Annotated in this window: 21 protein-coding genes; 20 read left to right on the top strand and 1 reads right to left on the bottom strand. The window is 58.0% G+C overall.

Annotated features, from left to right (window positions below; translation table 11 throughout):
* Positions 1-17: 17 nt before the first annotated feature.
* From FHW77_RS14175 to FHW77_RS14095, 17 genes are all read left to right on the top strand, one after another.
* Complete coding sequence (locus FHW77_RS14175; protein WP_182590540.1) at positions 18-632, top strand: terminase small subunit; 615 nt, start codon at positions 18-20, stop codon at positions 630-632.
* The gene (locus FHW77_RS14170) at positions 596-2047 is read left to right on the top strand and encodes a PBSX family phage terminase large subunit (RefSeq protein ID WP_182590539.1); all 1452 of its coding nucleotides are present in this window, start codon (positions 596-598) and stop codon (positions 2045-2047) included. The genes FHW77_RS14175 and FHW77_RS14170 overlap by 37 nt, the downstream gene beginning before the upstream one ends.
* Positions 2048-2056: 9 nt before the next feature.
* Entirely contained in the window at positions 2057-3436 is a 1380-nt protein-coding gene (locus FHW77_RS14165; RefSeq protein WP_182590538.1) for an anti-CBASS protein Acb1 family protein, read from the top strand.
* Between the two features lie 6 nt (positions 3437-3442).
* Positions 3443-4561 (top strand): hypothetical protein, encoded by a 1119-nt coding sequence (locus tag FHW77_RS14160; RefSeq protein ID WP_182590537.1) that lies wholly within the window; start codon positions 3443-3445, stop codon positions 4559-4561.
* A 3-nt stretch (positions 4562-4564) separates the two neighbouring features.
* Entirely contained in the window at positions 4565-5014 is a 450-nt protein-coding gene (locus FHW77_RS14155) for a hypothetical protein (RefSeq protein WP_112416384.1), read from the top strand.
* A 12-nt stretch (positions 5015-5026) separates the two neighbouring features.
* Positions 5027-6070 carry a major capsid protein gene (locus tag FHW77_RS14150; protein ID WP_182590536.1) on the top strand — a complete coding sequence of 348 codons (1044 nt, stop codon included), beginning with the start codon at positions 5027-5029 and terminating at the stop codon, positions 6068-6070.
* A gap of 60 nt (positions 6071-6130) precedes the next feature.
* Positions 6131-6484: a hypothetical protein gene (locus tag FHW77_RS14145; RefSeq protein WP_182590535.1), complete on the top strand. Its 354-nt coding sequence runs from the start codon at positions 6131-6133 to the stop codon at positions 6482-6484.
* A 6-nt stretch (positions 6485-6490) separates the two neighbouring features.
* The gene (locus FHW77_RS14140) at positions 6491-6982 is read left to right on the top strand and encodes a DnaT-like ssDNA-binding protein (RefSeq protein ID WP_182590534.1); all 492 of its coding nucleotides are present in this window, start codon (positions 6491-6493) and stop codon (positions 6980-6982) included.
* On the top strand, positions 6983-7339 hold the full coding sequence (locus FHW77_RS14135) for a hypothetical protein (protein ID WP_182590533.1): 357 nt from the start codon (positions 6983-6985) through the stop codon (positions 7337-7339).
* Between the two features lie 12 nt (positions 7340-7351).
* Positions 7352-7615: a hypothetical protein gene (locus FHW77_RS14130; protein ID WP_182590532.1), complete on the top strand. Its 264-nt coding sequence runs from the start codon at positions 7352-7354 to the stop codon at positions 7613-7615.
* A 302-nt stretch (positions 7616-7917) separates the two neighbouring features.
* Positions 7918-8292 (top strand): hypothetical protein, encoded by a 375-nt coding sequence (locus tag FHW77_RS14125; protein WP_182590531.1) that lies wholly within the window; start codon positions 7918-7920, stop codon positions 8290-8292.
* Between the two features lie 23 nt (positions 8293-8315).
* Complete coding sequence (locus tag FHW77_RS26980) at positions 8316-8987, top strand: phage minor head protein (RefSeq protein ID WP_182590530.1); 672 nt, start codon at positions 8316-8318, stop codon at positions 8985-8987.
* Complete coding sequence (locus FHW77_RS14115) at positions 8987-9409, top strand: HK97 gp10 family phage protein (RefSeq protein WP_182590529.1); 423 nt, start codon at positions 8987-8989, stop codon at positions 9407-9409. Before FHW77_RS26980 ends, FHW77_RS14115 begins: the two co-directional genes overlap by 1 nt.
* The gene (locus FHW77_RS14110; RefSeq protein WP_182590528.1) at positions 9406-9798 is read left to right on the top strand and encodes a phage tail terminator-like protein; all 393 of its coding nucleotides are present in this window, start codon (positions 9406-9408) and stop codon (positions 9796-9798) included. The genes FHW77_RS14115 and FHW77_RS14110 overlap by 4 nt, the downstream gene beginning before the upstream one ends.
* Before the next feature lie 18 nt (positions 9799-9816).
* On the top strand, positions 9817-10281 hold the full coding sequence (locus FHW77_RS14105; protein ID WP_112637606.1) for a hypothetical protein: 465 nt from the start codon (positions 9817-9819) through the stop codon (positions 10279-10281).
* On the top strand, positions 10281-10718 hold the full coding sequence (locus FHW77_RS14100) for a hypothetical protein (RefSeq protein ID WP_182590527.1): 438 nt from the start codon (positions 10281-10283) through the stop codon (positions 10716-10718). The genes FHW77_RS14105 and FHW77_RS14100 overlap by 1 nt, the downstream gene beginning before the upstream one ends.
* Positions 10719-10816: 98 nt before the next feature.
* Entirely contained in the window at positions 10817-11065 is a 249-nt protein-coding gene (locus FHW77_RS14095) for a hypothetical protein (protein WP_182590526.1), read from the top strand.
* Here FHW77_RS14095 and FHW77_RS14090 read toward each other — a convergent pair.
* The gene (locus tag FHW77_RS14090) at positions 11062-11340 is read right to left on the bottom strand and encodes an Arc family DNA-binding protein (protein WP_182590525.1); all 279 of its coding nucleotides are present in this window, start codon (positions 11338-11340) and stop codon (positions 11062-11064) included. The two genes, FHW77_RS14095 and FHW77_RS14090, sit on opposite strands and share 4 nt — an antisense overlap.
* A gap of 83 nt (positions 11341-11423) precedes the next feature.
* Between FHW77_RS14090 and FHW77_RS14085 the strand changes: the two genes are divergently transcribed.
* The 3 genes from FHW77_RS14085 to FHW77_RS14075 all read left to right on the top strand — a co-directional run bounded on the left by FHW77_RS14085 (position 11424) and on the right by FHW77_RS14075 (position 12960).
* A complete protein-coding gene (locus FHW77_RS14085) occupies positions 11424-11597 on the top strand; it encodes an Arc family DNA-binding protein (protein ID WP_182590524.1) in 174 nt (57 codons plus the stop codon).
* A 50-nt stretch (positions 11598-11647) separates the two neighbouring features.
* Entirely contained in the window at positions 11648-11944 is a 297-nt protein-coding gene (locus FHW77_RS14080; RefSeq protein WP_182590523.1) for a hypothetical protein, read from the top strand.
* A gap of 128 nt (positions 11945-12072) precedes the next feature.
* Entirely contained in the window at positions 12073-12960 is an 888-nt protein-coding gene (locus FHW77_RS14075; RefSeq protein ID WP_182590522.1) for a ParB/RepB/Spo0J family partition protein, read from the top strand.

Below are 12960 nucleotides of genomic sequence, written 5' to 3'. Positions count from 1 at the left end.
ATCCCCCAAGGTTACCCATGCCAGTACTCAAGAATGCACGGCACGAGACATTCGCGCAAGGGTTGGCAAAGGGACTTACAGCGGATGAGGCGTACCAGAAGGCGGGGTTCAAGCCTGATCGCGGCAATGCTTCGCGCTTACAGCAGAATGACAGCATTCGACAACGCGTGTCCGAGCTTTTGGAATGGGAGCAAATAGTAGAGCGCAGAGCCACAGAGAAGGCCGTAGAGAAGCTCGCCATCACCAAGGAGCGTGTTCTAGCAGAGCTTGCGAAGATCGGCTTTGCAGACATCCGTAAGGCCATCAGATGGCAAGGAACGTTGGTCACCGAAGAGGACAACCCCGACGGGGGAGACGTGCTGGTCATCAAGAATGTGGTGACGAACAACGTCCAGCTTATTTCGAGTGACGAGATAGACGACGACACGGCCGGCGCCATCGCTGAGATCAGCCAGAACGCAACGGGCGGTATCAAGATCAAACTTCACGACAAGAAGGGCGCTCTTGTCGACATAGGCAAGCACCTGGGCATGTTCGTAGAGCGCCATGAGCACTCCGGCCCCGAGGGTGGCCCCATACAGACAGAGACGAGGACATGGCGAGAGGTTCTGCGGCAAGAGACGAAGGACTAATTGCCGCCGCCACGCTTACCAACCCGGCGCTATTCGACTTCTGGGAGCAGGTATTCTTCGGGGAGAATGACATCGCCGTTCTCCACGGTGGCCGCTCAAGCTCGAAGACGCGAGACACAGCCTGCCAGTTGGTTCGGCTGGTAAACCACGTCGGCGTTAGGATGCGTGTTCTTTGCATCCGGCGCTTTCAGAACCGTATTCAGGAATCGGTCTACACCGAATTGAAATGGGCGATCGCTCATCTCGGTCTTACAGATGCCTACGAGATCCAGAAGACAACGATCATCCACCGGGCAACCGGCTCGGAGTTCATCTTCTACGGGATCGAGCGAAACCTTGAGGACATCAAGGGCACGTCCGACGTAGATATCCTCTGGGTGGAAGAAGCGGAGAAGCTGACAGAGGATCAATGGCTGGTTATCGGCCCGACGATCCGTAAGGAAGACAGCCTGGCAATCCTACTCTTCAATCCGAAGATGGTCACGGATTACGTCTGGAAGAACTTCGTCATTAACACGCCACCTCACTGCGTGGTGCACCAGATCAACTACACCGAGAACCCTTTCCTGTCGGAGAAGGCAAAGCGTGATATCGCGGCAATGCAGGCGCGCGACAAAGAGACGTTCGAACACATCTATGGCGGCGTCCCGCTTGGTGACAGCGAGCTATCCATCTTCAAGCGGCGCTGGCTGGATGCCTGCGTGGATGCTCACAAGGTGCTCAAGATCGAGCTTACAGGCCGAAACATCATCGGCTTTGACCCCGCCGACGACGGCGAGGACAAGAGCGCGACTGTCGATAAGATCGATGGCATTTTCACAGATGCTGAAGACTGGTCGTCTGGCAAGGATCAACTGGTGCAGAATGCCAAGCGGGTTTGGGCGAAGGCGAAGCATGCAGGCGCGACGGTATCGTACGACACCATCGGCGTTGGCGCTTTCGTCGGCGGCTACATCGATGAGCAGAACGAAGAGAACGGCGCCAGCGTGGAGCACTTCGCTTTCCATGCCGGCGGCGCGGTCATGGACCCGGATGAACCGAGCGACACGCTGAACGGCAACAGCCCGCTCAACAAACACGAGTATCTGAACCTGAAAGCGCAGGCATGGGCCAACACAGCCCGGCGCGCCATGCTGACGTTCAACGCCGTCACCAGAGGGCAGGCAATACGCACTGAGGACGTTCTGTCGTTCTCGTCGTCCATGGGCAAGGAAAAGCTGGACGCGCTCTTCACGGAACTCTGTGTGCCTTGGTGGGTCGAGACGGAAGGCAAGAAGCGTGTCGTGCCCAAGGTGAAGCTCAAGAAGGATCTGGGCGTCAAATCGCATAACCTGGCTGACGCACTGATCGCGGCCGATAACGTGAACATCGCAAGCTCCGGCGTCGCCATGTTCCTGACATCACGTCACCGATAAGAGGCACCGATGAACAATGTTGTGACGCTGGCGAACCGAGCAGTGCGCCAGCTTGGCGCTATGTTCCCCGGCTTCTTTCCAGGCCAGAAGCATGATTACAACAAGGACTTCGGCTATCCCGAGGCTCTGACGTTCGAACTGCTCTACCGGATGTATCGACGCAACGGCATTGCGACGGCCGCAGTAGACAAAACTGCCCTCAAGACATGGCAGGACACGCCATACCTGCTCGAACAGGAGCGTGACGGCTCACAGAAGGGCAAGAGCAAGGAAACGGAACTAGAGAAGGAAATCCGCCTCAAGTTCGCCTCCATGCGTCTGTGGGCCAAGCTGGCTGAAGCAGACCGGAAGGCAATGGTTGGCGGCTACTCCGGCGTCATCCTGAGGCTGAGGGACGGGAAAAGGTTCGACCAGCCCGTTGACCTCGTGGGTGGAGGTCTCAAAGGCCTCTATCGCATTGACCCGGTTTGGGCTGGCCAGTTGAAGGTGTCGGATTGGAACACGGACACGACGTCGGAAACCTACGGCGAGCCGACTATGTACGAGTTCAACGAGGCGAATGTTGCCGACGATAACCCGAACAAGCGGAACCTGCGCATCCATCCTGACCGGGTGCTGATTTGGTCGGAAGATGGCACGGTAAACGGACGCTCTCTGCTGGAGCCGGGTTATAACGACCTGATCGACCTTGAGAAGATCAAGGGCGCTGGCGGTGAGGGGTTTTGGAAAAACGCCAAAAGCGCACCCGTGCTGGAAATGCCAGCGGATGTGAAGATTGCCGAGATGGCAAAGGCCATGGGCGTCACTGTCCAGGACATTGCCGACAAAATGAATGAGCAGGTGGCCGACTTCCAGAAGGGGTTCGACCAGATGCTGATGCTGCAGGGCATGCAGGCCAAGACACTCGGCGTCACGCTGCCCAGCCCGGAGCATTTCTGGTCGGCGCCGCTTCAGTCTTTCGCTGCCTCGGTCGGCATTCCGTTGAAGATACTGGTCGGCAACCAGACTGGCGAGCGCGCCTCGACTGAGGACTCTGACGAGTGGAACCAGACCAACATGGCGCGGCGGGCAAACATCACCCACCCGAACGTCATGGAGCTTGTCACCAGACTGGTGACATGGGGCATCCTGCCGGAGAAGGACTGGTTCATCGACCAAGCCGACCTGACGGAAAGCTCGATGTCAGAGAAGGTGGACCGAGCCAATAAGATGGCAGACACAAACCAGAAAATGGGCAACTCGACTTACGTCTTCACTGACGACGAGATCCGCGCTGCCGTCGGCTACGAGCCGTTGACGGATACTGAAAAATATCGGGACGAGAGCGACGACGAGACGCAGGCAGCGCTCGGCAACCCTCCGACCACGCCTCCCACGGAAGAGGAATAACCAATCATGCCCCACGTCCGAGTGAATGTTCGCTCGGTCGCCAACACGAAATCGGTGCGCAAAGAAAAGCGCAACGGTCGTGATGTGGTGATCGTGCCCAGCGCAACCCTGCCCGACAACATTGTGATGAACGGGATCATGTACCCGGCCGACGAGATCGAGAAGAGCTTCGCCGGTCTGGAGCGCACGCCCGCGCCACTTGGCCATCCGACCATCAACGGCAAGTTTGTCTCTGCGAAAGACCCGGAGGGCATCAACCTCGGCTGGATCGGTGCTTGGAATGAGAACTTGCGCCGAGAGAATGGCCGGGTGTTCCTCGACAAGGTGATCGACGTGGAGACGGCAAGCCGCTCAGAGGGTGGCAAGCGCGTCCTGAACGCGATCGAGAAGGGCGAGCCTGTCCATACCTCAACGGGCCTCTTCGCTCTCCTTGAGGCTGCAAACGGCGATGTGCCGTACAAGAATATCGCTCGCGAGATCGAGTTCGACCATGACGCAATCCTTCTTGATGAGGATGGCGCGGCTACACCTGAGCAAGGCGTCGGCATGATGGTCAACTCCAAAGGCGAGCAAGAAGAAATCGAGGTCATTAACTCCGCCGTCGATGATGCGGATCGTGACCTGGATTGGGCAGTGGAACATCTCGCCCGTGCTCTCGACCGTCGGCAGAAAGCCGGCGTTCTGGATCGAATGAAAGCCGCGATACTGGAAGCCCTTGGCTTTTCCGAGCGGGAACCCTCAACCAATCGAAAGGAAGACGACATGCCTGTCTCTGATGAGCAGTTCAAGGCGCTTTCCGATGAGGTCAAGACCCTCTCGGAAGGTATGGCCAAAATCGGTGACACGATCGGAAACGCGGTGACGGCGGCTCTCAAGCCGGTGCTCGACGCAAACGCCGAACTTGTTGCCAACCAGAAGGCCAAGGAAGACGCCGAAAAGGCTGAACTGGTCGAGAAGGTCGTGAAGGCGAACCTCCTCACCGAACCCGTCGCCAAGGAACTGACGCTGAACGCGCTCAAGGAACTGGCGCCCAAGGCTGAAGTCGCCAAGGCAACCGGCCTCAACTCCGCATTCAAGGGCGCAGGCAACGAAAAGCCAGCCTTCAAGCTTCCGAAGGGAGACTAATCCATGGCCCGCTATAACAAGATCTACGCCGGCCCTGTTTCCGAGGTCCTGCCGCAGGTTCAGGAGCGCATCTGCGCTGCTGCTATCCTTCCCGGCACAGCTCTCGTGGAATCCGGCTCCAGCTTCGCCCAGGCTGGCGCGAACGCTGCAGGCAAAATCTACATCGCGCAGGATAACTACCTCGCGATGAAGGGCGTTGACGACGCATGGCCCGCGAATGACCGCATCGTCGGCATGGAGCCGCTCGATGAGCAGTTCTTCAACGTCCGCGTTCCTACCGGCACCAATATCACCCGCGGCGCCAATCTGACCACCAACGGCTCTGGCAAGTTCGTTCTCGCGACGACTGGTCAGAACGTCAAGATGGTGGCCGAAGAGGCCTACAACAACACGTCTGGCGCAGACCAGCTGGTACGAGCCCGCAAGGCTCAGCCCGGCACGGTCCAGGCATAAGGAGAAGACGACATGCGCTACTTTGACGAACAGCTCGTCGCCAACTCCCGACCGCATGCGGAATGGTGGGCTGACGTGTCCATGAACCGCGAGCACTTCCATCAGGTGGAAGAGCATATGGCATCGCTCTCGAATGCCGCCGCTGTCCTGCCGCGCGATGCGTGGATGGATATCGACAGCATCACCCGCCGCGTTCTTCGCGACGACGAAGGCGAAGTCTACATGCGTGACCTGATGGCCCTGGCTCGCCCGATTAACATCGGCAAGCTGGTCAGCATGACCCGCGTGGCCTCGGATTCCTCCAACCCGGTTATCCGATCCATGTCTGGGCAGGTGCCGGTTCCGATGGATAAGGTCGTCTACGCCTACCGCGGCACGCCGATCCCGATATTCCAGGACGGTTACGGCCGTGAATGGCGTGAATGGAACACCCTCCAGTCGGAAAACTTCGACGCCATCGCTGATGACGAAGAAGCCGCAAACGCCAAGATCAAGAAGGATCAGGCTGATTATGTCCTGAACGGCGATACATCCATCGTCTTCCAAGGATATTCAGGCACTGGCATCCGCAGCAACCCGTTGGCCAAGGCGATCAACATCGGCGCGTCCGGTGCGAACATCGACCTGTCTTCGCCATCGACCACTTCGGATGCGATCGACACGTTCTTCACCCAGACGCTGGGTGCGGTACTCGATGCCAACCTGATCACTGGCAAGGTGAACGTCTACGTCTCGCCTGAGATCGGCCGCAACCTCGACCGCTCTTATTCCGGCGCCAATGGCTTCAAGGGCGGCACGCTGCTGCAGTACCTGTTGACCAACCGCCGGATCAACAAGATCGAGGTCACCTTCAAGCTCTCGGGCAACGAGTTCTTCGGTTTCGTTCCCTCCGCGGAGTTCATTCGCCCGCTGATCGGCATGGCGGTGAACACCACGGCGATGCCGCGTCTGTACCCGACGGCGAACTATCAGTTCCTCAAAATGGGTGCGATGGGCCTTGAAATCCGCGCGGATTACAACGGCAAGAGCGGCGTTTTCTACAGCACCAACACCTGATTATGAGCCTCGCTTTCGGGCGGGGCCAACATCATCAACGGCTGTAAGGAGGCCGAACCAATGAAGATTCGTTTGAAGGCACCGGAAGGGCTGAGCTCCACCGGCATTTACGGTGCAGACGGCAAGGAAATGGAGGTCGGACATGTACTGACCCTCAAGGAGGAGCCGAAGGGCTGGGCCGGTCGCTATGACATCCTCGACGGCGACAGTGCCGACGAAGACAAGGCCGCTATCACCAACCCGGCTGGCCCGAAGGCGCCATTCGTTGCCAAGGACAAGGGCGGCGGCTGGTGGGCCATCTATGACGCCGACGGCAAGGAAGTGAAGTCGCTCCGCAAGGATGACGCGGAAATCTTCAATGCCCTGTCCGACGAAGACAAGGCCGCGCACGTCGCAACCCTGAAGGCGGAGTAACGAGACATGGCAGGCTATGGTGATGATGGCGGGTTCTCCACTTGGCTGGCCGAACACGGCTATACCTTGCCCGTCGATGCGCCAGCGCCTGCCGTTCTCCGCAACCGTGGTAGCCAGTACATCGATGCGGTGTATGGCTCCCGGTTCCTCGGTTCAGTTGTAGACGCCACGCAGGAGCGGCAGTGGCCGCGTGAAGGCGCTATCGTGAATGGCAAGCTGTTGCCTTCCGATGTGGTGCCGGTCGCCGTCATCAACGCCTCGTATCAGGCAGCGTGGCAGGAAGCGACCAGCCCCGGCAGCTTGACGGTGGTAGGCTCAGCATCTGGCGCCGTTGTGCGTGAAAAGGTCGGGTCTCTGGAAGTGCAGTATGCCAATGCCCAAAGCGATGGCACGGCTGTTTCGATCACACCGCTGATTTCCATTGTCGATGGCATGTTGGCGCCTTTCCTGAAGGATGAAGACCTGCAGTACATCGGCATCTGGTCTGTGGGGTGCTGAATGGCAAGCTTCAACTACGCCCGCGCAAGGGCAACGGCTGAACGCCTGATCGCCAAGTTCGGCACGACCGGAGCAATCCGCCGGGCGGTGAAGACCGGGCCAGACTACGATCCAGAGATCACCGAGACGGACTACCCGTGTACGCTGGTCACGCTGGAGTATGACGACGCCAAGGTCGATGGCACGCTGATCCGCAAGACGGACAAAATGATCTATGTTTCGACTGCTGGGCTCAGCATTACGCTGGCCGAGAGCGATAAGGTGGTCGCTGGCGGCGATGTCTACGCCATCGAGAACCTGAAGCCGCTGTCACCGGCTGGTATTGTGGTTTATTACGAGGTCCAAGGCAGGCGATAGAGGCAGGGTAAGATGGCTGAAACGATGATTGAACGAGTGGCTAGGGCAATCTGTGTCGCCTCCGGGCTTGACCCCGATAGGCCATTCTCATCCTCGAACTACAGCAAGGAAACGGAGCCGCAGGAGTTCGCATGGCATGAGTACTTGCCAGAGGCCCGCGCGGCTATCAACGCAATGCGCGAACCCACCCGAGCCATGCATGAGGCCGGTCTGGAGACGACGGGCATGCCGGGCAACACCTTCCGCGACATGATCGACGCGGCCCTCAAGGAATAACCATTGAACGACAACGTGCCGCCATCGATCGCTGCTCGCATCCTCGTGCGTGGCGTGATCATAGGCTTTCTAATCGCATGCGCCGCAAGGCTTGGCTGGGCCGCTGGTGGCTGGATAATCGGGTGAGGCATGAAAACAGAGCACAACGGCGCAAAAAATGGCGACAAACGCGGTAGGCGCCATGAGGTGAAGGCCATCTCAAAGAAAACACGGCGACAAAACGACAAGGCAGAGATCAAGAACCGTTGTCACCGAACGGTTTGACCGATTAAGTACACCATCATCAAGAGCTAGAGGGCCTAATGGCTTTTCCATCAGAAGTGCAGGCCATCCTTGACGCGCTGGAGCCTGAGGTCCGCAAGGCGTTTCTCGACGCTATCGGCCGGATCACCTCCCAGGCGCAATTGCAGACGGTGGTTGGCCACATCCAGAACGGCAACATAGAAGCTGCTGTGGCGGCTCTCCGCGTCGATCCTGTATTCTTCCAGCCGTTGGACCGCGCGCTCTCTGATGCTTACTACAGGGGAGGAGTGGCGGCGCTGGCTGCACTCCCGAAGATACCAGACCCTTTTCGGGCGGTTCAGCGGTTTTTGGCTTCAATGGAAGACATGACCGCGCCGACCTGTGGGCAAGATCACACGTCGCAAACCTCATCACCTCCATTACCGAAGGAGTGAGGCAAGCAGTCCGCGAGACAATCGTGGAAGGCATTTCGCAGAACCGGACACCGCAGGCCATCGCGCTCGATCTGGTGGGGCGGAAAAGCAAGGTCACTGGCCTCCGCGAGAATGGCTTGATCGGCCTTACGCCCGCCCAGGCACAAACGACGCTCAAGATACGCAATGCGCTTCTTACAGGAGACCGTGAGGGGCTTTCTGACTATCTGGGCATGAAGCTCCGCGACAAGCGCTATACGGCTGTTGTTGAGGCTGTGCGGCGGAATGGCTGGGACGCTGCACTTGAGGCTTACAACAAGCGCCGGACGGTCAAGGTCACGAAGGCTGAATTGATCGCCACGCTTATGGCCGATCACAAGTCCCGCGCCTTGCGCTTCCGTGCTGACCTGATTGCGGAGAACGAGACGCTGACGGCCCTCCGGGCGGGCCGACACGAAGGCTATCAGCAGCTCCTCGAAAGCGGCGCGGTATCTGAAGACCAGATTGAGCGGACATGGGACGCCACCGGCGATAAGCGCACGCGCCCCGATCACATGGCGATGGAAGGCCAGAAGGTAACCGGCCTGTCGGCGCCATTTGTGGCCCCAGACGGTTCTCGGCTGATGTTTCCCGGCGACACCTCGCTGGGAGCCTCTGCCAAACAGACCATCAGGTGCCGTTGCATCGAGCGCATCAGGATAAGGTACATCAGGTAATGGTGAAGCAAACCCTCTCTGCATCGGTCCGGCAGTTCGCCAATATGACCAAGATGCAAATGCGGGACGTGTTTGCGGAATCGGTGCAGGATGTCGTTGACGCTGCGCAGCTTCCGCGCGCCAAGGGAGGAAGGATACCGGTCGACACCGGAAACCTTAGGAACAGTCTGGCCAGCGGCTTGAATGGCACCATTGGCGCTCCAGATGCCACCTCCTACGTCGTCACGCTCTCTCAGTTGGAGTTGGGTGATATCGCTCAATTCGCGTGGACGGCTCCGTATGCCCGAAGGATCGAGCTAGGGTTTTCTGGCACGGATAGCTTGGGACGGACCTACGAACAGGCTGGCGCGCACTTCCTCGGCTCAGCAGTCGCACAGTGGCCGCAGTTCGTGACGGCCAACGCAGCAAGGCTGGAAAAATGAACCAGACGAATATCGAGTTGACCCTTGCCGCGGACTTTAACGCCGCAGCGGGCGGGTGGAAGGTTGCCTTCCCGAACATTCCGTTCCGTTCACCCAAGCCTTACGTCCGGTTTGAAATCGTGCGGGTCTCCAATCGGGATGACACCCTTGAGGGACAAGCCCCGATCAGCAAGGGCAGGATTGTGGCTACGGTTGTCACTGAGATCGGCACCAAAAGCAAAGATGCCAATACGAAGGCAGATCAGATCGCGGCTTACTATCCCATGGGGCGGCGCATACCGATCATCAACGGCGAGATCGTCATCATCGCGCCACCGAACATTCAAGAGGGCTTTCCTCAAGACGCGGATTGGCGAACGCCAGTCATCATAGACTACGAAGCTTCCTAACTCTGAAAGGATCAGGGCATGTCTACTTCTGACATCGGCCACACGCTGTTTTTCAAGGCAGGCGCACCAGCCACTTTTGACGAAGCCGGCTATGAGGCGTTGTTCACTACTGGCGCAATCAAGGTCAATGGCATCCAGTCCATCGGGCCCGTTGGCGGCACCAACGCCATCATCGACGTGCCGGATCTGGAAAGCGGCTGGATCATGGGCGCCAAGGGCGCCAAGACCGGCTCGGCAACCGCCATCTCCATGCGCGAAATCAAGGGCGATGCAGGGCAGGCGGCCGTTAAGGCGGCGGCCAAGGAAGGGCCGCATAACCTCTATTCGTTCAAGATCGTGGAGCCTGGCGCCAGCGGCGAAGTCGAATACATCACCGGCATTTGCCACGACTGGCAGCGCAACGAGCGTTCCACCACCAGCTATGCCGGATACACGTTCAGCATCCGTGCGAACTATGACAGCGTTGTTGCAGAGGCTCCCTGATGGATTTCAACCAGTTCGATAGCCGCAAGGCATCTGAGAAACCGCGGTCGCTCCATCTGAAGCACCCTGGTACGGGCAAGCTGCTCTATGACGGCGACAAACCTTGCCGCGTCCTGATCCTCGGCATCGAGGGCGCAACGGGTCAGACATCCATCCTCGAAAGCCAGCGCGCGCGCATGAAGGAGGATCGATCGGCCGGCGAGCCTGTCACCGTCGAAACCATCCATGCCGATCTCGTGAAGGATTTCGCTCCTCTGGTCGTCGGCTTCGAGAACATCAGCCGCGGCAACAAGGCAGCGAAAGCACCTGATGACGTCGAGTGGTTCCTGAACCTTCAGGTCGTCAACGGCAATCGGGCTCAGAAATCCTTTGTCGAGCAGGTGAGGGACTTCGCTACCGACCGTGCGGCTATCCTGGGAAACGAGAACGCCAGCTAGTCTTAGCTGCCCAGCAACTCGGCTGGCTGGCATCTACCATCACCAATGAAAAGATGAGCCGGGGGCAAAAGTACCTCGTCTCAGGCGTCACCCCGCCAATGCCCGATTTGGACGCGGGGGAATACCTGCTCGATGCCCTGAAGGAACTCGGGCCTATCCGATCGAATGGAATGGGCCTCGGCACGCCAGACTGGCAAGAGCTGGTGGCCTTCGCGGCAGCAAATGACCTCGCACTCCAGCCTTGGGAGTTCCGGCTTATTCGGAAGATGGCTTCGGCTTATCTGTCAGGGTTCAACTCAGGCAAGGAGCCGTTGAGCATTCCGCCGTTGGAGCGGGAGGCGCGTTAGTCTTCGTTGCTAACTGGATCGTTTTCGAGTGGCGGCAACCCGGCTTTTCGTTCTTCCTCTCGAATCGTCCTTACAACTTTCTCCGCAATCTTCGCTATTTCATCCATCATATCTGCGCCGTTTCGCACATTGACGATGAGCGGATCGAAGCTTTGTTGAAGTCGCTCAACGATCTCGGATGTCAAAGAACGATTGTTCTCAAAGGCGGCCTCTTCGAGCTTCGCCTTGAGTTCAGCAGGCATGCGGAAATTCACTTGCACATCATTTTTGGCCATGCGGCACCGTTAAAGCAAAATGCTATTGACTGCAATAAAGCATAACGCTATAAAGCATCGTGCTATGACGCATAGGAGGCTATATGACAAAGGCGCAAGACGCCGACAAACTGATGGTCCGCTTGCCTGAAGGCTTGAGGAAAATGATCAAAGTGTCGGCGGCAGAGAACGAGAGAACAATGAATGCAGAGGTGATCTTTCACCTAAAGCGCGCTTACGGCGTGACCGAAAACGAAAAGAGCGGGACACCGGCCTGAGAAACCGTCCCGCTCTTTGAGGCATAATCAACAATCTGAGGATCATCGACATGCAGACAAGTCATGATAACACTGGTGCGCCGAAAAAATCAACATCTCGCAGAACCTTCATTAAGGGCGGCCTCGTCGTCGCTGCATGCTCACCGGCACTCGCCATCGCTCCTGAAAATCCTCTGCCGGAAGTCGTGGAGCTTCCCGTGGACAAGGTTCACCGCATTGCCGAGGAATTGGCTCACGCTCTGGACGAGTGGAATGCAGCCACGAACGTGAAGTTCACGGCCCAGGTAGCGCCAGCATCTTCCGGGCTCGGCATCTACTTCCGCAATGAGCGGTTAGGGTTCGCCTGAAATCCGAAAATCTGAATACCCTTGGCCAAAGGGGAAGCGCGGACACTGAGACCTCCTTCGGTGCTTGGTTCCGTGAGAACGGACCAGTGCGCTTCTGGCTTGGCCGGCCGAGCGCCGAAGGAGACCAAATGGTTATTGAATTTCAAAAAGCGGAGGATGTGAAACCGGCGGATTTCAAGCCGCACCCGTTGGCTGACTTGTTTCCGATGATGGACGATGATGCGTTTCTCGACTTTGCGCAGGACATTGAAAAAAACGGCCAGCGCGAGCCGATCATCATCTACGAGAACAAAATCCTTGATGGCCGGAACCGTTACAAGGCCTGCCAGATGCTCGGTTTCTCGCCGCGCTTCAAGGAGTACAACGGCAATGATGCGCTTGGATTTGTCATCAGCCTGAACTTGAAACGACGGCATCTGACGGAAAGTCAGCGGTCAATGGTCGCGAGCAAACTCGAAACCATGAAACATGGCAGGCCGGGAAAAGATGCAAATTTGCATGTTTCTCGCGACGACGCGGCCAAAATGCTCAACGTATCTCCGCGCAGCGTTGCCACAGCCAAGCAGGTTCAAAAGACCGGCGTTCCTGAATTGGTGAAGGCAGTAGAGGAGGGGGCCGTATCGGTTTCCGCCGCCGCCGTCATCGCTAAGGAAACGCCGGAGGTACAGCGATACGTCGTAACGCCATCTCAGGAGAAGGAGTTATCGACGGCTCTGAAGCGCTTGGAGAACGCAAAGGCTCAAGATGCTCAAGCCGACAAGTTTGTGCCGGTTGATCCTCTCAGCGAGGACGAGAAAGCCGAACGCGAGCGCATCTTCGGCACTCGTGAGGTCCGCAGCTTTCTATCTAAGGTTCTGACCACATCGGAGCTTGTCCCAACACTGCCGTCGCCTGAGGAACTGGCACGATCCGTTCCAGCGGCAATGGAAAATATTATCACTGACAACATCAACGCTATGCGGGAGGTGTCGAAGTGGTTCGACGCTTTCGCTACGGCATGGCAGGCCAAGGAGTAA

This window comes from Agrobacterium sp. RC10-4-1, assembly GCF_014138475.1.
GTDB lineage: Bacteria > Pseudomonadota > Alphaproteobacteria > Rhizobiales > Rhizobiaceae > Agrobacterium > Agrobacterium pusense.
Note: the sequence above shows the minus strand (reverse complement) of the source record. Positions and strands in the feature narration are given on the sequence as shown.

What these genes read in the sequence shown, in the direction of transcription:
- FHW77_RS14175 (WP_182590540.1), top strand. Translation starts at nt 18, where the DNA reads ATGCCAGTACTCAAGAATGCACGGCACGAGACATTCGCGCAAGGGTTG.
- FHW77_RS14170 (WP_182590539.1), top strand. Translation starts at nt 596, where the DNA reads ATGGCGAGAGGTTCTGCGGCAAGAGACGAAGGACTAATTGCCGCCGCC.
- FHW77_RS14165 (WP_182590538.1), top strand. Translation starts at nt 2,057, where the DNA reads ATGAACAATGTTGTGACGCTGGCGAACCGAGCAGTGCGCCAGCTTGGC.
- FHW77_RS14160 (WP_182590537.1), top strand. Translation starts at nt 3,443, where the DNA reads ATGCCCCACGTCCGAGTGAATGTTCGCTCGGTCGCCAACACGAAATCG.
- FHW77_RS14155 (WP_112416384.1), top strand. Translation starts at nt 4,565, where the DNA reads ATGGCCCGCTATAACAAGATCTACGCCGGCCCTGTTTCCGAGGTCCTG.
- FHW77_RS14150 (WP_182590536.1), top strand. Translation starts at nt 5,027, where the DNA reads ATGCGCTACTTTGACGAACAGCTCGTCGCCAACTCCCGACCGCATGCG.
- FHW77_RS14145 (WP_182590535.1), top strand. Translation starts at nt 6,131, where the DNA reads ATGAAGATTCGTTTGAAGGCACCGGAAGGGCTGAGCTCCACCGGCATT.
- FHW77_RS14140 (WP_182590534.1), top strand. Translation starts at nt 6,491, where the DNA reads ATGGCAGGCTATGGTGATGATGGCGGGTTCTCCACTTGGCTGGCCGAA.
- FHW77_RS14135 (WP_182590533.1), top strand. Translation starts at nt 6,983, where the DNA reads ATGGCAAGCTTCAACTACGCCCGCGCAAGGGCAACGGCTGAACGCCTG.
- FHW77_RS14130 (WP_182590532.1), top strand. Translation starts at nt 7,352, where the DNA reads ATGGCTGAAACGATGATTGAACGAGTGGCTAGGGCAATCTGTGTCGCC.
- FHW77_RS14125 (WP_182590531.1), top strand. Translation starts at nt 7,918, where the DNA reads ATGGCTTTTCCATCAGAAGTGCAGGCCATCCTTGACGCGCTGGAGCCT.
- FHW77_RS14115 (WP_182590529.1), top strand. Translation starts at nt 8,987, where the DNA reads ATGGTGAAGCAAACCCTCTCTGCATCGGTCCGGCAGTTCGCCAATATG.
- FHW77_RS14110 (WP_182590528.1), top strand. Translation starts at nt 9,406, where the DNA reads ATGAACCAGACGAATATCGAGTTGACCCTTGCCGCGGACTTTAACGCC.
- FHW77_RS14105 (WP_112637606.1), top strand. Translation starts at nt 9,817, where the DNA reads ATGTCTACTTCTGACATCGGCCACACGCTGTTTTTCAAGGCAGGCGCA.
- FHW77_RS14100 (WP_182590527.1), top strand. Translation starts at nt 10,281, where the DNA reads ATGGATTTCAACCAGTTCGATAGCCGCAAGGCATCTGAGAAACCGCGG.
- FHW77_RS14095 (WP_182590526.1), top strand. Translation starts at nt 10,817, where the DNA reads ATGCCCGATTTGGACGCGGGGGAATACCTGCTCGATGCCCTGAAGGAA.
- FHW77_RS14090 (WP_182590525.1), bottom strand. Translation starts at nt 11,340, where the DNA reads ATGGCCAAAAATGATGTGCAAGTGAATTTCCGCATGCCTGCTGAACTC.
- FHW77_RS14085 (WP_182590524.1), top strand. Translation starts at nt 11,424, where the DNA reads ATGACAAAGGCGCAAGACGCCGACAAACTGATGGTCCGCTTGCCTGAA.
- FHW77_RS14080 (WP_182590523.1), top strand. Translation starts at nt 11,648, where the DNA reads ATGCAGACAAGTCATGATAACACTGGTGCGCCGAAAAAATCAACATCT.
- FHW77_RS14075 (WP_182590522.1), top strand. Translation starts at nt 12,073, where the DNA reads ATGGTTATTGAATTTCAAAAAGCGGAGGATGTGAAACCGGCGGATTTC.